This window comes from Paracoccus laeviglucosivorans (assembly GCF_900182695.1).
GTDB classification, from domain to species: domain Bacteria; phylum Pseudomonadota; class Alphaproteobacteria; order Rhodobacterales; family Rhodobacteraceae; genus Paracoccus; species Paracoccus laeviglucosivorans.
This window is the reverse complement of the sequence record NZ_FXTK01000001.1, coordinates 243944-267497: the sequence shown is the minus strand read 5'-3', so window position 1 is coordinate 267497 and position 23554 is coordinate 243944. Positions and strand designations below refer to the sequence as shown.

At 62.5% G+C, this 23554-nt stretch carries 27 protein-coding genes; 18 read left to right on the top strand and 9 right to left on the bottom strand.

What is annotated here, in order from left to right; genetic code table 11:
• The 6 genes from FN835_RS01390 to mdh all read right to left on the bottom strand — a co-directional run bounded on the left by FN835_RS01390 (position 1) and on the right by mdh (position 7398).
• A complete protein-coding gene (locus FN835_RS01390; RefSeq protein WP_142661390.1) occupies positions 1–2967 on the bottom strand; it encodes a 2-oxoglutarate dehydrogenase E1 component in 2967 nt (988 codons plus the stop codon).
• 121 nt (positions 2968–3088) lie between these two features.
• A complete protein-coding gene (locus FN835_RS01385) occupies positions 3089–3445 on the bottom strand; it encodes a hypothetical protein (protein WP_142661389.1) in 357 nt (118 codons plus the stop codon).
• Positions 3446–3590: 145 nt separating this feature from the next.
• Positions 3591–4475, bottom strand: coding sequence for a succinate--CoA ligase subunit alpha (sucD, locus tag FN835_RS01380; RefSeq protein ID WP_142661388.1), 885 nt, complete (start codon positions 4473–4475; stop codon positions 3591–3593).
• A gap of 13 nt (positions 4476–4488) precedes the next feature.
• Positions 4489–4977: a hypothetical protein gene (locus FN835_RS01375; protein ID WP_142661387.1), complete on the bottom strand. Its 489-nt coding sequence runs from the start codon at positions 4975–4977 to the stop codon at positions 4489–4491.
• Entirely contained in the window at positions 4977–6170 is a 1194-nt protein-coding gene (gene sucC, locus FN835_RS01370; protein WP_142661386.1) for an ADP-forming succinate--CoA ligase subunit beta, read from the bottom strand. The genes FN835_RS01375 and sucC overlap by 1 nt, the downstream gene beginning before the upstream one ends.
• A 265-nt stretch (positions 6171–6435) precedes the next feature.
• Positions 6436–7398 carry a malate dehydrogenase gene (gene mdh, locus FN835_RS01365; RefSeq protein ID WP_142661385.1) on the bottom strand — a complete coding sequence of 321 codons (963 nt, stop codon included), beginning with the start codon at positions 7396–7398 and terminating at the stop codon, positions 6436–6438.
• A gap of 187 nt (positions 7399–7585) precedes the next feature.
• Between mdh and FN835_RS01360 the strand changes: the two genes are divergently transcribed.
• From FN835_RS01360 to FN835_RS21145, 13 genes are all read left to right on the top strand, one after another.
• Complete coding sequence (locus FN835_RS01360) at positions 7586–8320, top strand: sulfite exporter TauE/SafE family protein (protein WP_142661542.1); 735 nt, start codon at positions 7586–7588, stop codon at positions 8318–8320.
• An 80-nt stretch (positions 8321–8400) separates the two neighbouring features.
• Entirely contained in the window at positions 8401–9240 is an 840-nt protein-coding gene (locus tag FN835_RS01355; RefSeq protein WP_142661384.1) for an HpcH/HpaI aldolase/citrate lyase family protein, read from the top strand.
• A 42-nt stretch (positions 9241–9282) separates the two neighbouring features.
• Positions 9283–9831 carry an NnrU family protein gene (locus FN835_RS01350; RefSeq protein ID WP_142661383.1) on the top strand — a complete coding sequence of 183 codons (549 nt, stop codon included), beginning with the start codon at positions 9283–9285 and terminating at the stop codon, positions 9829–9831.
• A 1-nt stretch (position 9832) separates the two neighbouring features.
• Positions 9833–10039 (top strand): DUF1737 domain-containing protein, encoded by a 207-nt coding sequence (locus tag FN835_RS01345; protein ID WP_142661382.1) that lies wholly within the window; start codon positions 9833–9835, stop codon positions 10037–10039.
• On the top strand, positions 10036–11070 hold the full coding sequence (locus FN835_RS01340; RefSeq protein WP_142661381.1) for a MaoC family dehydratase: 1035 nt from the start codon (positions 10036–10038) through the stop codon (positions 11068–11070). The genes FN835_RS01345 and FN835_RS01340 overlap by 4 nt, the downstream gene beginning before the upstream one ends.
• Complete coding sequence (locus FN835_RS01335; protein ID WP_142661380.1) at positions 11067–11492, top strand: hypothetical protein; 426 nt, start codon at positions 11067–11069, stop codon at positions 11490–11492. Before FN835_RS01340 ends, FN835_RS01335 begins: the two co-directional genes overlap by 4 nt.
• Before the next feature lie 215 nt (positions 11493–11707).
• The gene (sdhC, locus tag FN835_RS01330; protein WP_142661379.1) at positions 11708–12103 is read left to right on the top strand and encodes a succinate dehydrogenase, cytochrome b556 subunit; all 396 of its coding nucleotides are present in this window, start codon (positions 11708–11710) and stop codon (positions 12101–12103) included.
• 10 nt (positions 12104–12113) lie between these two features.
• The gene (locus tag FN835_RS01325) at positions 12114–12503 is read left to right on the top strand and encodes a succinate dehydrogenase, hydrophobic membrane anchor protein (protein WP_142661378.1); all 390 of its coding nucleotides are present in this window, start codon (positions 12114–12116) and stop codon (positions 12501–12503) included.
• Positions 12504–12512: 9 nt separating this feature from the next.
• Positions 12513–14315, top strand: coding sequence for a succinate dehydrogenase flavoprotein subunit (gene sdhA, locus FN835_RS01320; protein WP_142661377.1), 1803 nt, complete (start codon positions 12513–12515; stop codon positions 14313–14315).
• The gene (locus FN835_RS01315) at positions 14315–14671 is read left to right on the top strand and encodes a hypothetical protein (protein ID WP_142661376.1); all 357 of its coding nucleotides are present in this window, start codon (positions 14315–14317) and stop codon (positions 14669–14671) included. The genes sdhA and FN835_RS01315 overlap by 1 nt, the downstream gene beginning before the upstream one ends.
• Complete coding sequence (locus FN835_RS01310) at positions 14671–14985, top strand: hypothetical protein (protein WP_185958544.1); 315 nt, start codon at positions 14671–14673, stop codon at positions 14983–14985. Before FN835_RS01315 ends, FN835_RS01310 begins: the two co-directional genes overlap by 1 nt.
• Before the next feature lie 57 nt (positions 14986–15042).
• Positions 15043–15825, top strand: a complete 783-nt coding sequence (locus FN835_RS01305; protein WP_142661374.1) for a succinate dehydrogenase iron-sulfur subunit — start codon at positions 15043–15045, stop codon at positions 15823–15825.
• 121 nt (positions 15826–15946) lie between these two features.
• The gene (locus FN835_RS21145) at positions 15947–16105 is read left to right on the top strand and encodes a hypothetical protein (protein ID WP_185958543.1); all 159 of its coding nucleotides are present in this window, start codon (positions 15947–15949) and stop codon (positions 16103–16105) included.
• A gap of 158 nt (positions 16106–16263) precedes the next feature.
• On the opposite strand, the gene FN835_RS01300 is transcribed toward FN835_RS21145, so the two are convergent.
• Positions 16264–16956, bottom strand: coding sequence for a metal-dependent hydrolase (locus tag FN835_RS01300; RefSeq protein WP_142661373.1), 693 nt, complete (start codon positions 16954–16956; stop codon positions 16264–16266).
• A gap of 125 nt (positions 16957–17081) precedes the next feature.
• On the opposite strand from FN835_RS01300, the gene gatC reads away from it, so the two are divergent.
• Genes gatC through FN835_RS01280 form a run of 4 tightly spaced genes read left to right on the top strand, consistent with a single transcriptional unit; the run spans position 17082 to position 20022 of the window.
• Entirely contained in the window at positions 17082–17369 is a 288-nt protein-coding gene (gene gatC, locus FN835_RS01295) for an Asp-tRNA(Asn)/Glu-tRNA(Gln) amidotransferase subunit GatC (protein WP_142661372.1), read from the top strand.
• Positions 17366–18850 (top strand): Asp-tRNA(Asn)/Glu-tRNA(Gln) amidotransferase subunit GatA, encoded by a 1485-nt coding sequence (gatA, locus tag FN835_RS01290; RefSeq protein WP_142661371.1) that lies wholly within the window; start codon positions 17366–17368, stop codon positions 18848–18850. Before gatC ends, gatA begins: the two co-directional genes overlap by 4 nt.
• 30 nt (positions 18851–18880) lie before the next feature.
• Complete coding sequence (locus FN835_RS01285) at positions 18881–19414, top strand: hypothetical protein (protein ID WP_142661370.1); 534 nt, start codon at positions 18881–18883, stop codon at positions 19412–19414.
• Positions 19411–20022, top strand: coding sequence for an N-acetylmuramoyl-L-alanine amidase (locus tag FN835_RS01280; RefSeq protein WP_142661369.1), 612 nt, complete (start codon positions 19411–19413; stop codon positions 20020–20022). Before FN835_RS01285 ends, FN835_RS01280 begins: the two co-directional genes overlap by 4 nt.
• Here FN835_RS01280 and FN835_RS01275 read toward each other — a convergent pair.
• Both FN835_RS01275 and FN835_RS01270 read right to left on the bottom strand, forming a co-directional pair.
• The gene (locus FN835_RS01275) at positions 20017–20793 is read right to left on the bottom strand and encodes a 23S rRNA (adenine(2030)-N(6))-methyltransferase RlmJ (RefSeq protein ID WP_142661368.1); all 777 of its coding nucleotides are present in this window, start codon (positions 20791–20793) and stop codon (positions 20017–20019) included. The genes FN835_RS01280 and FN835_RS01275 overlap by 6 nt on opposite strands.
• Before the next feature lie 634 nt (positions 20794–21427).
• On the bottom strand, positions 21428–21652 hold the full coding sequence (locus FN835_RS01270; RefSeq protein WP_142661367.1) for a DUF1127 domain-containing protein: 225 nt from the start codon (positions 21650–21652) through the stop codon (positions 21428–21430).
• Positions 21653–21976: 324 nt separating this feature from the next.
• On the opposite strand from FN835_RS01270, the gene FN835_RS01265 reads away from it, so the two are divergent.
• Complete coding sequence (locus FN835_RS01265) at positions 21977–23080, top strand: Mrp/NBP35 family ATP-binding protein (protein ID WP_142661366.1); 1104 nt, start codon at positions 21977–21979, stop codon at positions 23078–23080.
• Positions 23081–23554 lie beyond the last annotated feature (474 nt).

Below are 23554 nucleotides of genomic sequence, written 5' to 3'. Positions count from 1 at the left end.
TCACGCCCCGACGGTGATGGCTTCGTTCACGAGCGATTCCTGCTCGGCCTTGTGGCGCGAGGCGAGACCGGTCGCGGGCGAAGCTGCGGCAGCGCGGCCGACATAGCGGGCACGGCCATGCTTGGCGCCGATGCGGCTTAGAACCCATTCGATGTTCGGCTCGACAAAGGTCCAGCCGCCCTGGTTCTTGGGCTCTTCCTGACACCAGACGATCTCGGCATCCTTGAAGCGCTCAAGCTCTTTGGACATCGACTGCGCCGGGAACGGATAGAACTGTTCCAGACGCAGCAGATAGACGTCATCGGCACCGGCGGCATCACGCGCGGCCAGCAGGTCGTAATAGACCTTGCCGGAGCAGATGACGACGCGGCGGATTTCGCTGTCCGACTTGAGTTGCATCTGCGAATTGCCGCGTTCGGCATCGTCCCACAGCACGCGGTGGAAGGTCGAGCCGGACTGGAAATCATCCGCCGTCGAAACCGCCATCGGGTGACGCAGCAGCGATTTCGGCGTCATCAGCACCAGCGGCTTGCGGAACGGACGCTTCAGCTGACGGCGCAGGATGTGGAAATAGTTCGCAGGCGTCGTGCAGTTCGCAACGACCCAGTTGTCTTCTGCGCACATCTGCAACCAACGCTCAAGACGGGCCGAGCTGTGTTCGGGGCCTTGGCCTTCGTAGCCATGCGGCATCAGCATCACCAGACCGGACATGCGCAGCCATTTCTTTTCGCCCGAGTTGATGAACTGGTCGAACATGATCTGCGCACCGTTGGCGAAGTCGCCGAACTGTGCTTCCCACAGGGTCAGCGTGTTCGGTTCCGCCAGCGAATAGCCGTATTCAAAGCCCAGCACCGCGTATTCCGACAGCATCGAGTCGATGACTTCGTAACGCGCCTGACCGCCACGGATGTGGTTCAGCGGATAGTGCCGTTCCTCGGTCACCTGATCGATAAAGGCTGAGTGCCGCTGCGAGAAGGTGCCGCGGGTCGAATCCTGACCTGCCAGACGAACCGGGCTGCCTTCGACCAGCAACGAACCAAAGGCCAGCGCCTCGCCCGTGGCCCAGTCGAAGCCCTTGCCGGTTTCGAACATCTGCTTTTTCGCTTCCAGCAGGCGGCCGACGGTCTTGTGAACCTCGAAGCCTTCGGGGGCGCGGGTCAGCGCATTGCCGATTTCGGCCATCGTGTCGGCGGGGATGCCGGTGGCACCGGCGTTATATTCCTCGCCCTCGATCTGCAGGCCCGACCATTTGCCGTCCAGCCAGTCGGCCTTGTTCGGCTTGAAGTTCTTGCCGACGTCGAATTCTTCGTTCAGGTGCGACTGGAACGCGGCCTTCATCTCTTCGATCTCGCCCTCGGGGACCAGACCGTCGGCGACCAGACGCTCGGTATAAAGCTGAAGCGTGGTCTTGTGGCCCTTGATGTTCTTATACATCGCCGGGTTGGTGAACATCGGTTCGTCGCCTTCGTTGTGACCGAAGCGGCGATAGCAGATGATGTCCAGAACCACGTCCTTGCGGAATTTCTGGCGGAACTCGATCGCGACACGCGCGGCATGGACCACGGCTTCCGGGTCATCGCCGTTGACGTGGAAGATCGGCGCTTCGACCATCAGCGCGATGTCGGTGCAATAGGGCGACGTGCGCGAGAAATGCGGCGCAGTGGTGAAGCCGATCTGGTTGTTCACCACGATATGCATCGTGCCGCCGGTGCGGTGGCCACGGATGCCCGAAAGCTGGAAACACTCCGCAACGACGCCCTGACCCGCGAATGCCGCGTCGCCATGCAGCAGGATCGGCAGGACCGCGCTGCGATAGGTCTGGTCGGACAGCTGGTCCTGCTTGGCGCGGACCTTGCCCAGCACCACCGGGTTCACGGCTTCAAGGTGCGAGGGGTTGGCGGTCAGCGACAGGTGGACCGTGTTGTCGTCAAAGGTGCGGTCCGAAGACGCGCCAAGGTGGTATTTCACATCGCCCGAACCGTCTACGTCATCGGGCTTGTAGCTGCCGCCCTGGAATTCGTGGAAGATGGCGCGGAACGGCTTGTTCATCACATTGGCCAGAACCGACAGGCGGCCACGGTGGGGCATACCGATCACGACTTCTTTCACACCCAGCGCGCCGCCGCGCTTGATGATCTGTTCCATCGCCGGGATCAGCGCCTCGCCGCCATCAAGGCCAAAGCGTTTCGTGCCCATGTATTTGACATGCAGGAATTTCTCGAAGCCCTCGGCCTCGACCAGCTTGTTCAGGATGGCGCGGCGGCCTTCGCGGGTGAACTGGATTTCCTTGCCGTAACCCTCGATCCGCTCTTTCAGCCAAGCGGCTTCCTCGGGGTTCGAGATGTGCATGAACTGGATCGCGAAGGTGCCGCAATAGGTGCGCTTCATCAGATCGACGATCTGGCGGATCGAGGCGATCTGCAGGCCCAGAACATTGTCGATGAAGATCGGGCGGTCCAGATCGGCGTCGGTGAAACCATAGGTTTCCGGCTTCAGCTCACCATGATCGGGGATCTCGCGCATCCCAAGCGGGTCCAGATCGGCGTGCAGGTGGCCCCGGATACGGAACGCGCGGATCAGCATGATCGCACGCACGCTGTCCAGCACGGCGCGTTTCAGCTGGTCGTCGCTCAGCGCGACGCCCTTTTCACCGGCTTTCGAGGCGATCTTGTCCAGCGCGGCCTTGGCTTCGCCCTTGGGCAACATCGGCCATTCGCCGGTCAGCGCCGAGGTGTTATCGTCGGACGGCACGGGCGGCCAGTCTGCGCGCAGCCAGCTTGCACCCTTGGCCTCGCGGGTGACGGTCGCCTCGTCATCGCCAAGGCTGCGGAAGAACGCATCCCAGGCCTCATCGACGGCCGAGGGGTTTTGCGCCCACTGGCCGTAAAGCTGTTCCACATAAGCCGCGTTGTGGCCTTGCAGGAAGCTGGAGTCATGAAAGGTTGAGTTGGGGGATTGATCGTTCATCTTTGATCGTCCAGTTGCTTGCCGTCACGCTCAGGCGGCTGGGGAAATTGCGAAGCGGCACGGTGTTGCGCGCTCTGCGGGTCGGCGGGCTGTGCATGATGGGGCATGGCGTGATGCGTTCTCATGCGCAGATGACATCGATCTTGGCCGCACCCGGATCGTCATGGGGTGCATCCAGCGGCAGCCGCACGATCTGCGCGACCGTCCGGCGTTCCAGACCGCACAGCGCGCGCGCGGCCTGCTGTTCGGCCCCCGACGGTGCGTTGTTGGGGCGGTAGATCAGCCGCCAGCCCGCGTCGTTGCGGTTGACCGTGCGCACCGATTCCGGCGGCAGGCCCGTGCTTTGGTGAAGATTGGTCTTGGCGGGCACGCCGCCGGGCAGGATGTCTTCGGTCGGGCCACGGCTGCAGGCACTGACCAAAGCAACAGCCACAAGCACTGCAAAAAGCGGCGCATGGCGCGGCACCCGGCAGGACATGCGCGCTACCTGACCCGTTTTCGGGGCGCGAGGCATTCTGGCACTGATCGCGTTGCGGTCCAATTCATCCACCTGCGGCGGTCATGGCGTAGCCCCCATAAAGGTAGGCGGGGACTACGCCTAAGTCAAAAGTCCTACGAAGACGTTACTTGCCGATGGCTTTCAGCACGGCTTCGCCCAGACCGGCGGGGCTGTCTGCGACGATGATCCCGGCCGATTTCATGGCTTCGATCTTCGATTCCGCATCACCCTTGCCGCCAGCGACGATCGCGCCTGCGTGACCCATGCGACGGCCTTTCGGCGCGGTGCGGCCCGCGATGAAACCGGCGGTCGGTTTCCAGCGGCCCTTGCGCTTCTGTTCGGCCAGGAATTCGGCGGCTTCTTCTTCGGCCGAGCCACCGATTTCACCGATCATGATGATCGATTCGGTTTCCGGGTCGTCCAGGAACATGCGCAGCACGTCGATATGCTCCATGCCCTTGATCGGGTCGCCACCGATGCCGACCGCGCTGGACTGGCCCAGACCCACGTCCGAGGTCTGTTTCACGGCTTCATAGGTCAGCGTGCCCGAACGCGAGACGACGCCCACCGAACCGCGACGGAAGATGCTGCCCGGCATGATGCCGATCTTGCATTCGTCCGGCGTCATGATGCCGGGGCAGTTCGGCCCGATCAGCAACGAGTTCGAACCTTGCAGCGCACGTTTCACGCGCATCATGTCCAGAACCGGGATGCCTTCGGTGATCGCGACGATCAGCGGGATCTGCGCGTCGATGGCTTCCAGGATCGAGTCCGCGGCGAAGGGCGGCGGCACATAGATCGCGGTCGCATTCGCGCCGGTCTTGGCCACGGCTTCGTGGACCGAGTTATAGACCGGCAGGCCCAGATGCTCGGAACCGCCTTTGCCGGGGGTCACGCCGCCGACCATCTTGGTGCCATAGGCGATCGCCTGTTCGGTGTGGAAGGTGCCTTGCGATCCGGTGATCCCTTGGCAGATGACTTTGGTGTCTTTGTTGACGAGAACGGCCATGAGGCGCTCCTAACTATTGATTGTTCAGGCCTACGGCGATGACCGCCGCGCCACGGACAATTTTCAATTCGGCATGGTTGACGACGCTTATGACGACAGGGCCGCCCTTGAACGACCCGACATGGCTGAAGCTGTGATCCTTGCTCAGGGCCTTGATCGGCTGCGCATGGCTGGCCTTGATCCAGGGTTGCATAAGCATCTGCGCTTCGGTCGGGGTCATCTTGCTGACCACGGTCATGCAGGCAGGCTTGCGGGCCGATGGCGTTGTAATGCCAACGACGATCCGCGCGCCCTTTCGTGTATAAGCGTGTAGCCGTCCGTCGCTTTCATCCAGACGAAAACCAGCGTCGTTCAACGCGGCCTTTGTCTTGCGGATATCGGGCATGTTTTCGGCGCAGATCGCCACAGCTTTGGCCCCTTCGGCCAAGACTGCAGGATCGGCGGCCACCGCAACTGAGGCGGTGGCGATCCCAAGTCCGAAGGCAAGGACGGCGTGCTTCATCAGCCCTTGACCGCTTTCACGATCTTCGCGGCTGCGTCCGACAGGTCGTCGGCGGCGATCACGTTCAGGCCGGAACCTGCGATGATCTCTTTGCCCAGTTCGACGTTGGTGCCTTCAAGACGCACGACCAGCGGAACCTGCAGGCCGACTTCCTTCACGGCGGCGATGATGCCTTCCGCGATGATGTCGCAGCGCATGATGCCGCCGAAGATGTTGACCAGGATGCCTTTGACGTTCGGGTCCGAGGTAATGATCTTGAACGCCTCGGTCACTTTTTCCTTCGTCGCGCCACCGCCGACGTCCAAGAAGTTCGCGGGCTCGGCGCCGAACAGCTTGATGATGTCCATGGTGGCCATCGCCAGACCTGCGCCGTTGACCATGCAGCCGATTTCGCCGTCCAGCGCGATGTAGTTCAGGTCGAACTTGGACGCGGCCAGCTCTTTGGGGTCTTCTTCGGTTTCATCGCGCAGGGCCATGATGTCGGCCTGACGATAAAGCGCGTTATTGTCGAAGCCCATCTTGGCGTCGAGGCATTTCAGATCGCCCTTGTCGGTGACGATCAGCGGGTTGATCTCCAGCATCTCCATGTCTTTTTCGATGAACATGCGATACAGGTTTTTCACCAGCGCCACGCATTGCTTGACCTGAGCGCCGCTCAGACCCAGAGCAAAGGCTACGCGGCGGCCGTGGAAATCCGACAGGCCCGAGGCGGGATCGACGCTGAAGCTGACGATTTTTTCCGGAGTGTGTTCGGCGACTTCCTCGATGTCCATGCCGCCTTCGGTCGAAGCGACGAAGGACACGCGCGAGGTCTGACGGTCGACCAGCAGAGCCAGATAAAGCTCACGCTCGATGTCCGAACCGTCTTCGATGTAGATGCGGTTGACCTGCTTGCCAGCTTCGCCGGTCTGGTGCGTGACCAGCGTGCGGCCCAGCATCTGACGGGTCAGTTCCTCGGCCTCGGTGACCGATTTTGCAAGGCGGACGCCGCCTTTTTCACCGGCTGCCGCTTCCTTGAAGTGGCCTTTGCCACGGCCACCGGCGTGGATCTGGGCTTTGACGACCCAAAGCGGTCCGTCCAGCTCGCCTGCGGCGGCTTTGGCTTCGTCGGCCTTGATGACCACACGACCGTCCGAGACCGGAGCGCCGTATTGACGCAGCAGCGCCTTGGCCTGGTATTCATGGATGTTCATGGTTCTTCCCCGCAATTATCGGTTGCCGGGCTTTTGGCATATCCGGCACCACCACCAAAGCATTATGACGTGAACGTGCGGTAAAACGGGGTAGATTTCGAAGTTCGTGATCACAGGATTTCTGGCTGTGATCACAAAACCCGAACTGTTAACGCAAGCATCGCGCGGCTTGGGGCGACATGCGACGATTCTGACCATTGACAGGCCGAAATGCAAAAACCCGCAGGTCTCCCTGCGGGTTTTCAATGTCTTGTGAAACCGGCGATCAGGCCAGCGTGGGATCAATGCCCTTGCAGGCGGTGACCAGACCTTTGACCGCATCGACCGATTTGTCGAACATGGTCTGTTCGTCGGCGTTCAGCGTGATGTCGATGACCTTTTCGATGCCGTTCGCACCGATCACGGTCGGGACGCCGACATACATGCCGTTCAGGCCATACGCGCCGTCAACATAGGCCGCGCAGGGCAGGACGCGCTTTTGGTCCTTCAGATAGGCTTCCGCCATCTCGATGGCCGAGGTGGCCGGGGCGTAGAAAGCCGAACCGGTCTTCAGCAAGCCAACGATCTCGGCGCCACCGTCGCGGGTGCGCTGCACGATAGCGTCCAGTTTCTCCTGCGTGGTCCAGCCCATCTTGACCAGATCGGGCAGCGGGATGCCTGCGACGGTCGAATAGCGGGTCAGCGGGACCATGGTGTCGCCGTGGCCGCCCAGCACGAACGCAGTCACGTCGCGCATCGAGACGCCGAATTCCAGCGACAGGAAGTGGCGGAAACGCGCCGAATCCAGCACGCCGGCCATGCCGACGACTTTTTCATGCGGCAGGCCCGAAAATTCGCGCAGCGCCCAGACCATCGCGTCAAGCGGGTTGGTGATGCAGATGACGAATGCGTTCGGCGCATGGGCCTTGATGCCTTCGCCGACCGATTTCATGACCTTGAGGTTGATCCCCAGCAGGTCGTCGCGGCTCATGCCCGGCTTGCGCGGCACGCCAGCGGTCACGATGCAGACATCGGCGCCTGCGATGTCGGCGTAGTCATTCGCGCCCTTCATCACGGCGTCGAAGCCTTCGGACGGGCCTGATTGCGCGATGTCCAGCGCTTTGCCCTGGGGCGTGCCCTCGGCGATGTCGAACAGGACGACGTCGCCCAGTTCCTTCATTGCTGCGAGATGGGCAAGCGTGCCACCGATCTGCCCCGCACCGATAAGTGCGATCTTGGGTCGGGCCATGGTCAACCTCCGATTTCCATGATGCTTCGGGCGGTGGCCTAGTCCCTTGGGATCGGAATCGCAAGAGAGCCCGGTCAAATCCGAACGAAATCCGACCGCAATTCGTCAGGTTAGCGTTAGCACCTGCGGATTGCACATAAGGCGGGCATCGCCTAGCCATGCGCAAAGCGCGGAGGATGGCATGGGACTGGATGTCTGGGGTTGGGTGCTGGCATTCGTGGCCGCGTTTGCGGTCGGGCTGGCCAAAGGCGGCCTTGCGATGGTCGGCGTGATCTCGGTTCCGCTGATGTCGCTGGTCATGTCGCCGGTGCAGGCGGCGGGCATCCTGCTGCCCGTTTATGTCGCATCCGATGTCGGCGGGCTGATCGCGTTCCGGCGCAGTTTCGACCGCAAGGTTCTGGCGACCGTCGTGCCCGGAGCTCTGGCGGGAATCGGACTGGGCTGGGCCACCGCACATCTGGTCGATGACCGGACGGTGGGGTTGATCGTGGGCGTCATCGGCTTTGCCTTCGCTCTGAACGCGATCTTTCGTCCGGGGCAGGGGCGGCCTGCGCGCCAGCCCTCGATGCGGGCGGGCAGTTTCTGGGGGCTGCTGTCGGGCTATACCAGCTTTGTCAGCCATTCCGGCGCGCCGCCTTATCAGGTCTATGCCCAGCCTTTGCGCCTTGAGCCGCTGAGTTTCGCGGGAACGACCACGATCTTTTTCGCGATCTGCAATGCGGTTAAGCTGATCCCCTATGCCATGCTGGGCCAGCTTTCGCTGCATAATCTGGCGGTTGCCGCCGTCCTGATGATTCCGGGTGTGCTTGGCGTCATCTGCGGGCTTTGGCTGCTTAAGCGGATGTCGGCGGATTTCTTTTACAAATTCATTACCTGGTCATTGCTGCTGGTATCGCTGCGACTGATATGGACTGCCGTCTGACGCTGCGCCGCAGCGAAGAAGTGCTTGCGATTCGCATCGTTCCGGGGCAGCTTCACGCAAGATTATTACCCGGAGGCATTATGACGTTGCCCTATCGCTCGGTCCTTTACATCCCCGCGGCTAACGCACGCGCGATGGAAAAGGCGCAGACACTGGCCGCCGATGCCATCATCTTTGATCTGGAAGATGCGGTGGCCCCTACTGAAAAGGCACCTGCGCGCGATCTTCTGGCGGCGGCGCTGCTGGCCGATTACGGCAGCCGGGCGCGTATCGTGCGGATCAATGGGCTGGATACCGAATGGGGCGAAGGTGATGCCCGTGCGTTCGCGCGCGGTGCGGATGCGGTGCTGGTGCCCAAGGTCAGCCGGGCCACCGATCTTGACCGCGCGGCGGAACTGGTGCCTGACACTCCGCTTTGGGCGATGATGGAAACCGCCGAAGGGATGCTGAACGCCCATGAAATCGCCCGCCACCCGCGTTTGCAGGGCATGGTCATGGGCACGAACGATCTGGCCAAGGAATTGGGCGCCCGTTTCCGCGCCGACCGCCTGCCGCTGCTGGCGGGCCTGGGAACCTGTCTGCTGGCCGCGCGGGCGCATGGGCGGGTGATCGTGGACGGGGTCTTCAACGCCTTCAAGGATGAGGACGGGCTGCGCGCCGAATGCGAACAGGGCCGCGACATGGGCTTCGACGGCAAGACGCTGATCCACCCAGCCCAACTTGCCATCGCCAACGAGGTTTTTGCCCCGACCGAGGGCGAGCTTGATCTGGCCCGCCGCCAGATCGATGCCTTTGCCGAAGCCAAGGCGCAGGGCAAGGGCGTGGCCGTGGTCGATGGCCGTATCGTGGAAAACCTGCATATCGAAACCGCCCGCGCCACGCTGGCCAAGGCCGAGGCGATTGCGCTGCTGGCCAGCTAGGTGCAGGCTGTCGCCAAACGCATCCAGCAAGGGAACAGCCAGATGTTGCTTCTTATCCTTGGGGTCGCGCTGTGGTGGGGCGCGCATTTCTTCAAGCGGCTTGCACCCGGTGCGCGGGCCGATATGGGCAAAAAGGGCCGTGGGCTGGTCGCGGGTGCGCTGATCGTCTCGGTCCTGCTGATGATCGTCGGCTATCGCATCAGCGACGGGCCTTACTGGTGGGGCGCGTCCGCCCCGCTCAAGGGGATCAACAATCTGCTGGTGCTGGCCGCGCTGTATCTGTTCGCGGCCGATGGCATGAAGACGCGGATCACGCGGCACATCCGCCACCCGCAGCTGACCGCGGTATCGCTATGGGCCGTGGCGCATCTGATCGTGAACGGCGATCTGCCCAGCTTCGTCCTGTTCGGCGGGCTGCTGGTCTGGGCGCTGCTTGAGATGGCGGTGCTGAGCCGCGCGCAAAGCTGGACGCCGCCTGCCGGTCCGTTCCCGCCGCGCAAGGAAATCATGGCGGTCGTCGGGGCCGTCATCGTCATGCTGGTGATCGGGCTGATCCACACATGGCTAGGCTATAACCCATTCGGAGGCTGACATGCCCAAGATCTATCGCCTGCTGACCGAGGATGACACATCCGAGTTCTGCCACAAGGTCAGCAATGCCCTGTCCAAAGGCTGGGAATTGCACGGTGCGCCCTCGATCGCGTTCGATCCGGTCAAGGGGGTGATGCGCTGTGCGCAGGCGGTGACCAAGGACATCGAGGCCGAATATCACCCCGACATGAAGCTGGGCCAGCAATGACCAAGACAAATCCGGGACGTTTCTTCGAGGATTACCGCATCGGTCAGGTGATCCGCCACGCCACCCCCCGCACCGTCGCAGAAGGGGAACGGGCGCTGTATCACGCGCTGTATCCGGCGCGTCATGCGCTGTATTCCTCGGATGAATTTGCGGTGAATTGCGGGCTTGAGGGCAGTCCGATGGACGATCTGATCGCCTTTCACACCGTTTTCGGCAAGACCGTCCCGGATATCAGCCTGAATGCCATTGCCAATCTGGGCTATGCCGAGGGGCGCTGGTTGCATCCCGTCTGGCCCGGCGACACGTTGCGCGCGGAATCGCAGGTGATCGGGCTGAAGGAAAATTCGAACGGCAAGTCGGGTGTCGTCTGGGTGCGGACGCGCGGGTTGAACCAGATGGACCTGCCGGTGCTGGAATATGTCCGCTGGGTCATGGTGCGCAAGGCCGATCCCGACGCCCCCGCGCCCGAAGCGGTCGTGCCGGACCTTGCCCGCGTCGTCCATCCCGACGACCTGATCATCCCCGAGGAACTGGATTTCAGCGATTACGACTTTGAGCTGGCGGGCGAGCCGCACGCCTGGGACGACTATCAGGTGGGCGAGGTTATCGACCACGTGGATGGCGTCACCGTCGAAGAGGCCGAGCATATGCTGGCCACCCGCCTGTGGCAGAACACGGCCAAGGTGCATTTCGACGCGACGGCCCGCGAAGACGGGCGGCGGCTGATCTATGGCGGGCATGTCATCAGCATGGCCCGTGCGCTGTCCTTCAACGGGCTGGCCAATGCGCAGATGATGGTGGCCCTGAACGGCGGCGCACATGCCAATCCCTGTTTCGCGGGCGACACGATCCGCGCATGGTCCGAGGTGCTGGACAAGGCCGATACCGACGCCCCCGGCATCGGCGCGATCCGGCTGCGGCTGGTGGCGCATAAGGGCGCGGCGGGCGATCACGCCCTGCTGACGCCCGAGGGCAAATATGCGCCGGATGTGCTGCTGGATCTGGATTACTGGGCGTTGATCCCGAAATGAGGGGGCTTTGGTTCGGTTTGTCGCTGCTGGCCAGCCCCGTCTTTGCCGATGCGCCCTGCGCGTTGAACGGGACCGAGCCCGTGGCCGTTCACGAAGCTGCCAAGGCCGATTTCCTTGCGGGCCGATTCGAGGCGTTCTTTCAGGCCGCAACCCCGTTGGTCCAGGACCGGGACGCAAAGTTCGACGAGGTGATGGGGCCGCTGGCACGGTTGATCCCCGATGGGTTTGCTGAATGCAGCACCGTCATGCAGCGTCGCGATACGGGCGGGCTGGTGCAGGAAGTCAGCCTTTTCAAGCTGAAGCCACCCGGCAGCGGGCATCTGTCGCTGCTGCTGACCTCGGCCCCGGTCGAGGGCGAACAGAAGATCGCGTTCTTTCGGTATAATGACCAAATCTCTCAGGTTTTGGAGGCGGTTCGCTGAACTCGGCGCTGATACCGCAATCATGTAAGCCGCTGTGATCACGGGCGCTGCAAGTGTGATCACAAAACTTAAAAAACTGCGGTCTTCCCCCTTTCGCCCGACGGTGGACCGTGACACTGGAACGAAAACGACTAGAAGCAACGCAAATTCTCGGCCAGCCCTTGCCGCCAGCCGCCTTGTGCTGTGAGGGCCTCTGATACGCAGGAGAGCGCACCATGGCTGACGTTAACCGGGGTAACCGGCCGCTGTCACCGCATCTGCAGGTTTACCGCCTGCCACTCGCCGCCATCACCTCGATCATGACCCGGATCACCGGTCATGCTCTGGTCGCGGGCATCGTCCTGATCGTCTGGTGGCTGGTTGCCGCTGTGGCCTCTCCGGGTGCATTCGCCTGTGCTGATTGGGTGATGCGGTCGTGGATCGGCTTCATCGTCCTGACCGGTTCGATGTGGGCGCTGTGGTATCACCTGCTGTCCGGCCTTCGGCACATCTTTTTCTATGATGCGGGCCACGGGCTTGAAATCGCACAGGCCGAACGCTCCAGCCAGATCCTGATCGCGGGTTCGGTCGCGCTGGCCGTGCTGACGCTTATCATCTTCTTCGCGTTCTAAGGGGCCGATCATGCGTTACATCACCCCCCGCAAAGCCGCCGAAGGTCTGGGTTCCGCACATTCGGGCACGCAGCACCACTGGGCCATGACCGTCACCGGCGTTGCGCTGGCGATCCTGACGCCGCTGTTCATGATCGTCATTGCCCGCGCCATCGGCTTGCCGCGTGAACTGGTGCTGGCCTATTTCGGTCGCCCGTTTCAGGCGCTGATCACCGGATTTTTCATCATCGTGGGTATGCTGCACTTTATCAAAGGCACGCGCATCATGATCGATGACTATTTCCAGGGTGGCGTGCGCAAAGCCGCCGTCATCATCTCTGTCATTTTCGGTTGGGCGGTCATCGCGCTGACCGTCTACGCGCTGGCCCGCATGGGTCTGGGCGCGATCGTCGTGCTTTGAGGTTCCGCCATGGCTGATTACAAATACGAAACGCATGATTATGACGTCGTGGTTGTCGGTGCCGGTGGTGCGGGCCTGCGCGCGACGCTGGGCATGGCCGAACAGGGTCTGCGCACGGCTTGCGTGACCAAGGTGTTCCCGACCCGCAGCCATACCGTTGCGGCGCAGGGCGGCATCGCGGCTTCGCTGTCGAACATGGGCCCGGACAACTGGCAGTGGCACATGTATGACACCGTCAAGGGCTCGGACTGGCTGGGCGATACCGACGCCATGGAGTATCTGGCGCGCGAGGCCCCCAAGGCGGTCTATGAGCTGGAACATTACGGCGTGCCGTTTTCCCGCACCGAGGAAGGCAAGATCTATCAGCGCCCCTTCGGCGGCCACACGACCGAATTCGGCGAAGGCCCCCCGGTACAGCGCACCTGCGCCGCCGCTGACCGCACCGGTCACGCCATCCTGCACACGCTGTATGGCCAGTCGCTGAAGGAAAAAGCCGAGTTCTTCATCGAATATTTCGCGCTGGACCTGATCATCACCGACGGCAAATGCACCGGTGTCGTGTGCTGGAAACTGGATGACGGCACGATCCACGTCTTCAACGCCAAGATGGTGGTGCTGGCGACGGGCGGCTATGGCCGCGCTTATTTCAGCGCGACCAGTGCCCATACCTGCACCGGCGATGGCGGCGGCATGGTTGCCCGCGCGGGCTTGCCGCTGCAGGACATGGAATTCGTGCAGTTCCATCCGACCGGCATCTATGGCTCGGGCTGTCTGATCACCGAAGGCGCGCGCGGCGAAGGCGGCTATCTGACCAACTCGGAAGGCGAGCGTTTCATGGAACGCTATGCGCCGACCTACAAGGATCTGGCGTCGCGTGACGTGGTGTCGCGCTGCATCACGCTGGAAATCCGCGAAGGCCGGGGTGTCGGCGAACATAAAGACCACATGTTCCTGAACCTGCAGCACCTGCCGCCGGAAAGCCTGCATGAACGTCTGCCGGGCATCAGCGAATCCGCGAAAATCTTCGCGGGCGTCGATGTGACGCGCGAACCGATCCCGATCCTGCCAACCGTGCACTATAACATGGGCGGCATCCCCACCAACTATTGGGGCGAAGTGCTGAACCCGACCGAAGAAACCCCGGACGCCGTGTTCCCCGGCCTGATGGCTGTGGGCGAGGCGGGCTGCGCCTCGGTCCACGGTGCGAACCGTCTGGGTTCGAACTCGCTGATCGACCTTGTGGTCTTTGGCCGTGCCGCCGCGATCCGCGCCGGCGAGGTGATCGACCGCGTGGCACCGATCCCGCCGACCAATGTGGCTGGCGTCCAAAAAGCGCTGGACCGTTTCGACCGCATCCGCAACGCCAATGGCAGCACCTCGACCGCCGAATTGCGCCTTGAGATGCAAAAGACCATGCAGGCCGACGCTGCCGTCTTCCGCACCGACGCCACGCTGGCCGAGGGTATGGAAAAGATGAAGGTCATCGCGGCCAAGATGAATGACCTGAAGGTCACGGATCGCAGCCTGATCTGGAACAGCGACCTGATGGAAACGCTGGAACTGACCAACCTGATGCCGAACGCGCTGGCGACCATCGTCGCCGCCGAAGCGCGCAAGGAAAGCCGTGGCGCCCACGCCCACGAAGACTGGCCCGAGCGGGATGACGCCAATTGGCGCAAGCACTCGCTTGCGTGGATCGAAGGCAACGATGTTAAACTGGCCTATCGGCCCGTTCACCTCGATCCTTTGACCACGCAAGAGGAGGGCGGGATTGATTTGAAAAAGATCGCTCCTAAAGCAAGGGTTTACTGATGCGTCTTCCCCTTATCCTGACCGCTGCTGCACTGGCCCTTTCGGGCTGCGTCTATCAAAATCCGGGTGCCATGCCGCCGGTTGCGCCGACACTGCCCCCCGTTGCCGTGCCGAACCCCGATGCCGCAGTGCGCAGCTCGGCCCGCTTGATCGTGAACCGCGAAATGGCGCGCCGCCTGCCGGGTGCCAATGTCGCGCCTTACACGGACTGCGTGCTGAACAACGCGACTACGGCGGAACTGGCCGACATCTCGCAATCGGCCAATGCCAGCGGCGCGGTCGCCTCGATCGTGGGTCGTCCGGCAACGACGCAATGCATCGCCGGTGCCGCTGCCGCGGCGCGCGGAACCGCCTGATGAACCGGCGCGGCGCGCTTGTGGTCCTTGTCCCGGCCTTGTCGCTGGGACTTGCGGCCTGCGCGCCGATCCCGGTGGAACGCGCCCAGCAGGTCTGCCTTGCCAGCGCGCGCGACGCGACGGGGCCACGCACCGAAATGGGCGTGGGCGTCGGATCGCACGGGGCACGCGGCGGCTATGTGCAGGTGGGCGTGTCTTCGGATTACATCATGGGCCGCGACCCGTCGCAGGTCTATCAGGATTGCGTGCTGCGCCGCTCGGGGCAACTGCCCACGGTGCCGCTTTACGACCAACCCGGCTGGAGGGCGCGGTGATGCCCTTTGACCCAGTGCCTACCGCAAGACGGCGGTCCGACCACCAGGAGTAACCCAATGGTCCAACTTACCCTCCCTAAGAACAGCCGGATGCGGGTCGGCAAGACCTGGCCCAAGCCCGATGGCGCAACGAATGTCCGCCGTTTCAACATCTATCGCTGGGATCCCGATACCGGGGAAAACCCTCGGATCGACACCTATTTCATCGATCTGGACAAATGCGGCCCCATGGTTCTGGACGCGCTGATCAAGATCAAGAATGAGATCGACCCCACGCTGACCTTCCGCCGGTCGTGCCGCGAAGGCATCTGCGGTTCCTGTGCCATGAATATCGACGGCGGCAACCGTCTGGCATGTATCTTTGGCATCGATGAGGTGAAGGGCAAAGACGTCAACATCTATCCGCTGCCGCATATGCCGGTGGTCAAGGATCTTATCCCCGACCTGACGCATTTCTATGCCCAGCACGCCTCGGTCCAGCCCTACCTGCAGACGGAAACGCCGACGCCCGCCAAGGAATGGCGCCAGTCGATCGAAGACCGCAAAAAGCTTGATGGGCTGTATGAATGCGTGATGTGCGCGTCCTGTTCGACCGCGTGCCCCAGCTATTGGTGGAACGGCGATCGTTACCTTGGGCCGGCGGCGCTGCTGCATGCCTATCGCTGGATCATCGATTCGCGGGATGAGGCGACGGGCGAACGTCTGGATTCGCTTGAGGACCCCTTCAAGCTGTATCGCTGCCACACGATCATGAACTGCACCAACACCTGCCCCAAAGGATTGAATCCTGCCAAGGCGATCGCCTCGATCAAGCACATGATGGTCGAGCGGATCGTCTGATCTGCCGTCAGGTCATGGCCGGTATGCCGTGATATGCCGCGTCGCAGCTGGTTTTTGCTGCGGCGCCGCATTATATATCCCGCCGGGGAGAACGAAGCATTTCAGACCCCGGAGAGGCCCGATGACCACTGCCCTGAACGACACCGCGAAACTGGCTGTGCTGAAACCCGCACCCCGGACGATCGACACAGCTGCCGAAGCTGCGCTGGAACAGATGTTCGGTTATTTCAGCTTTGAACCGATGCCGACCGAGCGTGTCGAAGAACGTCTGGCCGCCTGATCGGCCTCTGCCCCTCTGGATTTACAGCGCGGCTTCATGGCCGCGCTTTTCTTTTATGCGCCGCGCTTGTTGCTGTCCTCGTATGGGTATTTGAAGAACTAAGAAGTCCAGGAGCATTGCCTCGGGATTTCTCAGTTCCCCAAATACCCAAAAATACTTCAAAGGGTGATCGGTGTCATGACCTCTGGCTCGATCACGTTGACGCCGGGCAAGGCGGCGACCATCGCGTCGGCGTTTTGTTCCAGGAGCGGGAAGGTTTTATAGTGGCAGGGGATGACCGTGCGGAAGTTGAAATACTTCCTAGCAGCCCACGCGGCGCGTTTCATATCCATCGTGAAATGGCCGCCCGCGCAAAGGATGCCGATATCGGGCATGTGATATTCGCCCATCCAAGCCATGTCGGCCATGATGTCGGTATCGCCCGAGACATAGATCACATGCCCTTCGCCCGCGATCATGTAACCGGATTCGTGGCCTGCATAGATCGGGCCTTCGTTGCCTTCGATCGAGGAGCTGTGGCTGGCATTGACCATCGTGACCTTTGCGCCGCCCAAATCGACCGTGCCACCCTTGTTGAAGCCGATACCTTCGATTCCCTGATGCGTTTGCCAGGTCGAGATCAGGTCGTAGATACCCACGACCGGGATTTTCAGCTCGCGCGCGATCGAGAGCGTGTCGCCCGAATGGTCGCCATGTCCATGTGTCAGCAGCACATGCGTCGCGCCTTTGATCGCGTTTTCGCGCGCGCCATCGGGGAATACCGGATTGCCGGACATCCATGGGTCGATCAGGATCACGGCATCTTCGATTTCAAGTCGAAAGCCGGAATGTCCAAGCCAGGTCAGTTTCATGGGAAGGCTCCTTGATAGCTGGGCGCATCCTGCCAAGCGGCGCGCGGGGCGTAAAGTTCCAGAAGCGGCGCTTGCCCCGACCGGATGCGGGCGGTAAACCGCCCCCAAGCGAAAAGGAGCCACCGATGGCCATCACTCAGGACGAAGCCCGCAAGGTCGCGCATCTGGCGCGCATCGCGGTCGATGACGCGGATTTGCCCGCTCTTGCGCAGGAGTTGAACGGCATCCTGCATTTCATGGAGCAGTTGAACGAGGTCGATGTCGACGGGATCGAACCGATGACCGGCGTCGAGCCCATGCGCCTGAAGCGGCGCGAGGATGTCGTCACCGATGGCGAACAGCAGGATCTGGTCCTGAAGAATGCGCCCGATGCGCGTGAGGGCTTTTTTGCCGTGCCGAAGGTGGTGGAATGAGCGATCTGAACAAACTGACCATTGCCGAGGCCCGCGATGCCTTGGCCAAGGGTGAAACCACTTCGGTCGAACTGACCGAGGCGTGCATCACGGCGATCGATGCTTCGGGTGCGCTGAATGCATTCGTGCATAACACGCCGGAAAAGGCACGGGGTATGGCAGCCGCGGCCGATGCACGGATCAAGGCAGGCAATGCCCAGCCGATGACCGGCATTCCGGTGGGCGTCAAGGATCTGTTCTGCGTCAAGGACGTCCCCTCGCAATCGGCCAGCCGCATTCTGGAAGGTTTCCTGCCGCAATATGAATCGACCGTGACCCAGAACCTGTGGGATCAGGGCGCGGTCATGCTGGGCAAGCTGAATCAGGATGAATTCGGCATGGGCTCGTCCACCGAGAACAGCACCTATGGCGCGACGGTCAGCCCGTGGAAGCTGGAGGACGGCGTGGCGCGGACCTCGGGCGGTTCGTCGGGCGGTTCGGCGGCTGCGGTCGCGGCGGATCTGTGTCTGGGGGCGACTGCGACGGATACCGGCGGCTCGATCCGTCAGCCCGCGGCGTTCACCGGCACGGTGGGCCTTCGCCCGACCTATGGCCGGGTCAGCCGTTGGGGCGTGATCGCCTATGCGTCGTCTCTGGATCAGGCCGGGCCGATCACCAAGACGGTGCGCGATGCGGCGATCATGCTGGGCGCGATGGCATCGGTCGATCCCAAGGATTCGACCAGTGCCGAACGTCCCGTGCCGGATTATGAAGCCGCGCTGACCGGCGACATCCGTGGCAAGAAGATCGGCATTCCGCGCGAATACCGCATCGACGGCTTGTCGGATGAAATCGACGCCCTGTGGAGCAAGACCGCAGAAATGCTGCGTGACGCCGGGGCCGAGGTCGTGGACATCAGCCTGCCACACGCGAAATACGCGCTGCCCGCCTATTACGTCATCGCCCCTGCCGAGGCGTCCTCGAATCTCGCGCGGTATGACGGCGTGCGTTACGGTCGTCGGGCCAAGCTGGGCGCCGGCGATGGCGTGGTCGAGATGTATGAGCGGACCCGCGCCGAAGGTTTCGGCCCCGAGGTGAAGCGCCGCATCATGGTTGGCACCTATGTGCTTTCGGCCGGTTTTTATGACGCCTATTACAACCGCGCCCGCAAGGTCCGTGCGTTGATCAAGCGCGACTTTGATCAGGCCTATGCCAGCGGCATCGACGCGATTCTGGCGCCGACGACGCCAAGCGCCGCCTTTGCGCTGGGTTCGGCGGATAGCAGCAACCCGGTCGAGATGTATCTGAACGATGTCTTTACCGTGACGCTGAACCTTGCGGGTCTGCCGGGGATTTCGGTTCCCGTGGGGCTGAACGGGCAGGGTTTGCCGCTTGGGATGCAACTGATCGGGCGTCCTTGGGACGAAGGCGGTCTGTTGAACCTTGCGCAAGCACTGGAAACTGCGGCAGGCTTCACCGCGAAGCCGCCGCGCTGGTGGTGATCTGATGCCCAAGGACCGGGGAGAGGTGTGATGCGGAAATACGTGATGCTGGCACTTGGCCCCGTTCTGGCGCTTGCGGCCTGCGGCGAGAATGCGGGCTGGAATCCGAATTACAGCGCCATGCACAATGGCTCGGATTACGCCGAATACTACCAGCAGCGCGAAGCAGCGCTGCATGGCACCGGCGCGGTGCCGCAGGTGATCCCGGTGCAATTGCCCGCCGAGGCACCCGAGCTGGGCCAGCCGCAGCGCAAGGTTGTGCCTGCCACGGTCGCAGTGATCCCGACCAATGCACGGCCCGTGACGGCGGGCGGTGCCTATCCCGGATCGACGCCGGTTCTGGTGCGCTATGCCCATCAGGAACGCCAGAATCCGGGGACGACGACCTATCGCCGCACGGGTGGTTCGGTCGCGGCTGCGGCACGGTCCTGTTCCGGCTATAGCTCGGCCGACCACGCGCAGCGGGCATTCATTGCTGCGGGTGGACCGATTCTGGATCCGCGCGGTATGGACCCGGATGGCGATGGCTATGTCTGCGGCTGGGATCCGCGCCCCCTGCGTTGAGCCTTTCGCCCAATCACGGCGACCGCAGGGGACAGCACCCCGAACTGATCGTGCTGCATTATACCGGAATGGCCGATGGCGCATCGGCCCGCGAAAGGCTGTGCGACCCGCTGGCCGAGGTCAGCGCGCATTGGCTGATTCACGAAGACGGCCTGACCGAGTTGCTGGTCGCCGAAGACCGCCGCGCCTGGCACGCCGGTGCAGGTGAATGGCAGGGGCGGGCCGATGTGAATTCTCGTAGCATCGGGATCGAACTGGTCAACACCGGCACGCGACCTTTTCCCGAACCGCAGATGGCGGCGCTTGAGGGGTTGTTGCCGCAGATCATGGCGCGCTGGGACATTCCGGCGGCGGGTGTGATCGCCCATTCCGACATGGCCCCCGAACGCAAGATCGATCCCGGCCCGCGTTTCGACTGGCGCAGGCTGGCCTTGCAGGGGTTGGCTGTCTGGCCCGTTGCGGGTGCGGACCTGCCGATGTCGGACAGCCTGACCCGCATCGGCTATCCTTTGGGACCGGCGACGCTTGCGGCGTTTCGCCTGCGTTTCCGCCCTTGGGCCGACGGGCCAGAGGATGCAACGGATCGCATCCTTGCCGCCGGTCTATAGCCGCTTGAACAGTTTTTCGATGCGGCGGGCTTCGTCCTGCAGGCCATAGGGCGGGTTTATGACGAACATGCCCGACCCGACCATGCCGTGACCGGGACGTGCGGGCGGGAAGCCGACTTCGCTGGTCAGCGCGTCGGGATGGGCCTGTTGCAACGCGCGGATCATGGGCGCGTGGCGATTGTCCACCAGCAGCGGATACCATAGCGCGATGACGCCCACGTTCCATTTCCGGGCGATCTGGCCGATCTGGCGCGGGATGGCGTCGTAATCTGCCTTTACCTCGTAGCTGGGGTCGATCAGCAACAGGCCACGGCGCGGCGTCGGCGGGCAGACGGCTTGTGCCATCGCAAAACCGTCCTGTCGGTGCAGATGCGCAAAGCCGCCGACCTGTGTCAGTGCCTCGTGCTCGGTCGGGTGCAGTTCGGCCAGATGGGCATTATCCTCGGGCCGTAGGAAATAGCGCGCGATCAGCGGAGAGCCGGGATAGGCGTCCGGTCCATGCATCCGGTGGATCTGGTCCAGCGCGTGGCGCAAGGGGTGGTCATCCGGCAGCCAGCCTTCGGACAGCGCACGGGTGATGCCGGCCTGCGCTTCGCCGGTTTTGGTCGCTTCGGGGCCGGACAGGTCGTAAAGTCCGCGCCCTGCATGGGTTTCGATATAGCTGAGCGGTTTGGGCTTGGCCGTCAGGTAATCCAGCATCCACGCCAAAAGCGCGTGCTTCTGAAGATCGGCCAGATTCCCGGCGTGATAGGCGTGCTGATAGGACAACATGCCCTGCGCTTAAACCGCCCGGCGGGAATTGGAAAGCATTCTGAAATGAAAAGCGGCGGTGCCCAGGGAGGAGGAGGGGCACCGCCGCGCAACGTCGGCCCAGGGAGGAGGAGGGGCCGCGTATGGAATGCGGCAATGGCAGGGAGGAGGAGGCCATCACCGCGCGCTACGACCCAAGGGAGGAGGAGGGCCGTGGCAACCGTTTCGCCTTTTCGGCGTATTTTTGGCGGCAACCTCAGGGAGGAGGAGGAGATTGCCGCCTGAACTGCGAGACCCAAGGGAGGAGGAGGGGCCCGCGGTATAGGTGGCGGCTTCCCAGGGAGGAGGAGGGGAAGGCCGCCTTTACTGCGAAGCCCAGGGAGGAGGAGGGGCTTCACCGTATCTGATCGGCGGCAACCTCAGGGAGGAGGAGGAGATTGCCGCCTGAACTGCGAGACCCAAGGGAGGAGGAGGGGCCCGCGGTATAAGGTGGCGGCTTCCCAGGGAGGAGGAGGGGAAGGCCGCCTTTACTGCAAAGCCCAGGGAGGAGGAGGGGCTTTACCGTATCTTTGCGGCGGCATCCTCAGGGAGGAGGAGGGAGGATGCCGCCTGAACCCGGACCCCAGGGAGGAGGAGGGGGTCGGGTATTCTATTCTTATTTCGAACCCCAGGCGGCTTCGTAAGCCACGCTGCGGATCATCGAGCGGCTGATGCCCAGATCAGCCAGTTCGCGGCTGTTCAGATCGTGCAGTTCGCGAATGGTCTGGCGATACAGCGCGCGACGTGCGAAATAGCCGCGCAGACCGGTCATCAGGCTACCCAGACGGGTTTCGCCAGCTTCGCTGCGGGCAGTGCCATGGTTCAGGTCTAGAACAGTCATTTCGTCCACTCTTGCGTTTTCATGGAAAGCTTCGGTTTGTCCGTCGCTTTGTTAGGGCGAACATGCCTATCTTGCTGCGTTTGCACAATAGCCGCAGGCGTGATGCTGCCATGCAGAAAGCGCATGGCTTTTTAGAAAGTCGGTCAGCAAAACCCTTATTTGGTGGGACTTTTCGGGATGTATTCGCGCCAGTTTCAATGAATCGTGGATAATATAAGGCAAGTTGCGCAGCGTTTCAGGGGTTTAACGAATCCCGGCCTGGCCTGCCTTGCCGAGCGGTCCCGAAATTGCAATTCTGCCTACGCTTCGAAATCGGGGGTAGGCATGACAATATCACGGGAAAGTGTGCTTTCGGCGCTACAGAAAATCGTGCTTCCGGGGGGCGGAAATCTGGTCTCGGCGGATCTGGTGCGGGCCTTGTCCGTCGATGGCGGCACCGTCCGATTCGTCATCGAAGCAGAAAATGCCGAGGCGGCGCGCAATCTGGCCCCGATCGAGGCCGAGGCGCAGCGGCAGCTTATGGCGATACCCGGCGTCGAAAAGGTGCAGATCGTGATGACCGCGCCCACGGCCGCGCGTGCACCGGCACCGCAGGTCGCCGCACGGTCCGGGGGCGATGCCCCGCCGAGCCTGAAGATCGGTCGCCATCCAACGCCTCAGGCGGGCCCCGAGCCGGTCAGCGGCGTAGCCCGTATTCTGGCCATCGGTTCGGGCAAGGGTGGGGTGGGAAAATCCACGCTGACGTCGAACCTTGCGGTGGCGCTGGCACGCGCGGGGCGTCGCGTCGGTCTGCTGGATGCGGATATATATGGCCCTTCGCAGCCCCGGATGCTGGGGCTTAGCGGTCAGCGTCCGACCACCGACGGACAGATGATCGAGCCGCTGCACGCCCATGGCGTGACCGTCATGTCCATCGGGCTGATGATGAAGGAAGGCGAGGCGCTGGTCTGGCGCGGTCCCATGCTGATGGGGGCGCTGCAACAGATGCTGAATCAGGTGAAATGGGGCGAACTTGACGTGCTGCTGGTCGATTTGCCGCCGGGCACGGGGGATGTGCAGCTGTCGCTGTGCCAAAAGGCGCAGGTCAGCGGCGCGATCATCGTTTCAACCCCGCAGGATGTCGCGCTGATCGACGCGCGGCGGGCCATCGACATGTTCGACAAGCTCAAGACGCCGGTGCTGGGTCTGGTCGAAAACATGTCCACCTATATCTGCCCCAATTGCGGTCATGAGGCGCATCTTTTCGGTCATGGTGGGGTCGCCGCCGAGGCGCAGCAGCTTGGTCTGCCCTTCCTGGGTGAGATTCCGCTGAATTTGGAGGTGCGTCTTGCTGGCGATGCGGGCACCCCGGTCGCCGCGACCGATGGGCCGGTGGCTGATGCCTTTGCTCGGCTGGCCAACCGTCTGATCGGCGGCGGTATGGCCTGAAACCTCCCCGGCCTGCATTCCGGGAAAACACGGGAATGCAGGCTGGGAAATCACGGGAAAGCCGCTTCTCACGCGAATCACTGCGCCGTGAGCATCTGTGAGGCGCCGGAAAATCTGGCGAATCGCCAGCGGCTGATACGGCTTCTGTTTTACGCCCGCTGGGGCGTGCCGGGCCGCTTTGGTCGGTTTCTGGGAATATGTGGGATTTATGCCCCACTTTTTTCAGCTACCAGATGTAGTGGTCTGATCCTTAATAAAATCCATACCTGTCCTGCGTGAATATATGTTTACACGTTGTTCCTTTCCCGTTCACGGGCGGAAGGCCGCTTGGTCCCAGAAAGCGCGCGAACAAACCCATTGCTTCCCATGAAATCCCATGGCATCCCTTCAATCACGGAAGACGGGCTCAAGGGGCAATAAGACCCCGAAGGCGACAAGCAGGCTTCATACAGGCACCCGCTTTCCGAACATGCA

What these genes read in the sequence shown, in the direction of transcription:
- FN835_RS01390 (WP_142661390.1), bottom strand. Translation starts at nt 2,967, where the DNA reads ATGAACGATCAATCCCCCAACTCAACCTTTCATGACTCCAGCTTCCTG.
- FN835_RS01385 (WP_142661389.1), bottom strand. Translation starts at nt 3,445, where the DNA reads ATGTCCTGCCGGGTGCCGCGCCATGCGCCGCTTTTTGCAGTGCTTGTG.
- sucD (WP_142661388.1), bottom strand. Translation starts at nt 4,475, where the DNA reads ATGGCCGTTCTCGTCAACAAAGACACCAAAGTCATCTGCCAAGGGATC.
- FN835_RS01375 (WP_142661387.1), bottom strand. Translation starts at nt 4,977, where the DNA reads ATGAAGCACGCCGTCCTTGCCTTCGGACTTGGGATCGCCACCGCCTCA.
- sucC (WP_142661386.1), bottom strand. Translation starts at nt 6,170, where the DNA reads ATGAACATCCATGAATACCAGGCCAAGGCGCTGCTGCGTCAATACGGC.
- mdh (WP_142661385.1), bottom strand. Translation starts at nt 7,398, where the DNA reads ATGGCCCGACCCAAGATCGCACTTATCGGTGCGGGGCAGATCGGTGGC.
- FN835_RS01355 (WP_142661384.1), top strand. Translation starts at nt 8,401, where the DNA reads ATGACGTTGCCCTATCGCTCGGTCCTTTACATCCCCGCGGCTAACGCA.
- FN835_RS01350 (WP_142661383.1), top strand. Translation starts at nt 9,283, where the DNA reads ATGTTGCTTCTTATCCTTGGGGTCGCGCTGTGGTGGGGCGCGCATTTC.
- FN835_RS01345 (WP_142661382.1), top strand. Translation starts at nt 9,833, where the DNA reads ATGCCCAAGATCTATCGCCTGCTGACCGAGGATGACACATCCGAGTTC.
- FN835_RS01340 (WP_142661381.1), top strand. Translation starts at nt 10,036, where the DNA reads ATGACCAAGACAAATCCGGGACGTTTCTTCGAGGATTACCGCATCGGT.
- FN835_RS01335 (WP_142661380.1), top strand. Translation starts at nt 11,067, where the DNA reads ATGAGGGGGCTTTGGTTCGGTTTGTCGCTGCTGGCCAGCCCCGTCTTT.
- sdhC (WP_142661379.1), top strand. Translation starts at nt 11,708, where the DNA reads ATGGCTGACGTTAACCGGGGTAACCGGCCGCTGTCACCGCATCTGCAG.
- FN835_RS01325 (WP_142661378.1), top strand. Translation starts at nt 12,114, where the DNA reads ATGCGTTACATCACCCCCCGCAAAGCCGCCGAAGGTCTGGGTTCCGCA.
- sdhA (WP_142661377.1), top strand. Translation starts at nt 12,513, where the DNA reads ATGGCTGATTACAAATACGAAACGCATGATTATGACGTCGTGGTTGTC.
- FN835_RS01315 (WP_142661376.1), top strand. Translation starts at nt 14,315, where the DNA reads ATGCGTCTTCCCCTTATCCTGACCGCTGCTGCACTGGCCCTTTCGGGC.
- FN835_RS01310 (WP_185958544.1), top strand. Translation starts at nt 14,671, where the DNA reads ATGAACCGGCGCGGCGCGCTTGTGGTCCTTGTCCCGGCCTTGTCGCTG.
- FN835_RS01305 (WP_142661374.1), top strand. Translation starts at nt 15,043, where the DNA reads ATGGTCCAACTTACCCTCCCTAAGAACAGCCGGATGCGGGTCGGCAAG.
- FN835_RS21145 (WP_185958543.1), top strand. Translation starts at nt 15,947, where the DNA reads ATGACCACTGCCCTGAACGACACCGCGAAACTGGCTGTGCTGAAACCC.
- FN835_RS01300 (WP_142661373.1), bottom strand. Translation starts at nt 16,956, where the DNA reads ATGAAACTGACCTGGCTTGGACATTCCGGCTTTCGACTTGAAATCGAA.
- gatC (WP_142661372.1), top strand. Translation starts at nt 17,082, where the DNA reads ATGGCCATCACTCAGGACGAAGCCCGCAAGGTCGCGCATCTGGCGCGC.
- gatA (WP_142661371.1), top strand. Translation starts at nt 17,366, where the DNA reads ATGAGCGATCTGAACAAACTGACCATTGCCGAGGCCCGCGATGCCTTG.
- FN835_RS01285 (WP_142661370.1), top strand. Translation starts at nt 18,881, where the DNA reads ATGCGGAAATACGTGATGCTGGCACTTGGCCCCGTTCTGGCGCTTGCG.
- FN835_RS01275 (WP_142661368.1), bottom strand. Translation starts at nt 20,793, where the DNA reads ATGTTGTCCTATCAGCACGCCTATCACGCCGGGAATCTGGCCGATCTT.
- FN835_RS01270 (WP_142661367.1), bottom strand. Translation starts at nt 21,652, where the DNA reads ATGACTGTTCTAGACCTGAACCATGGCACTGCCCGCAGCGAAGCTGGC.
- FN835_RS01265 (WP_142661366.1), top strand. Translation starts at nt 21,977, where the DNA reads ATGACAATATCACGGGAAAGTGTGCTTTCGGCGCTACAGAAAATCGTG.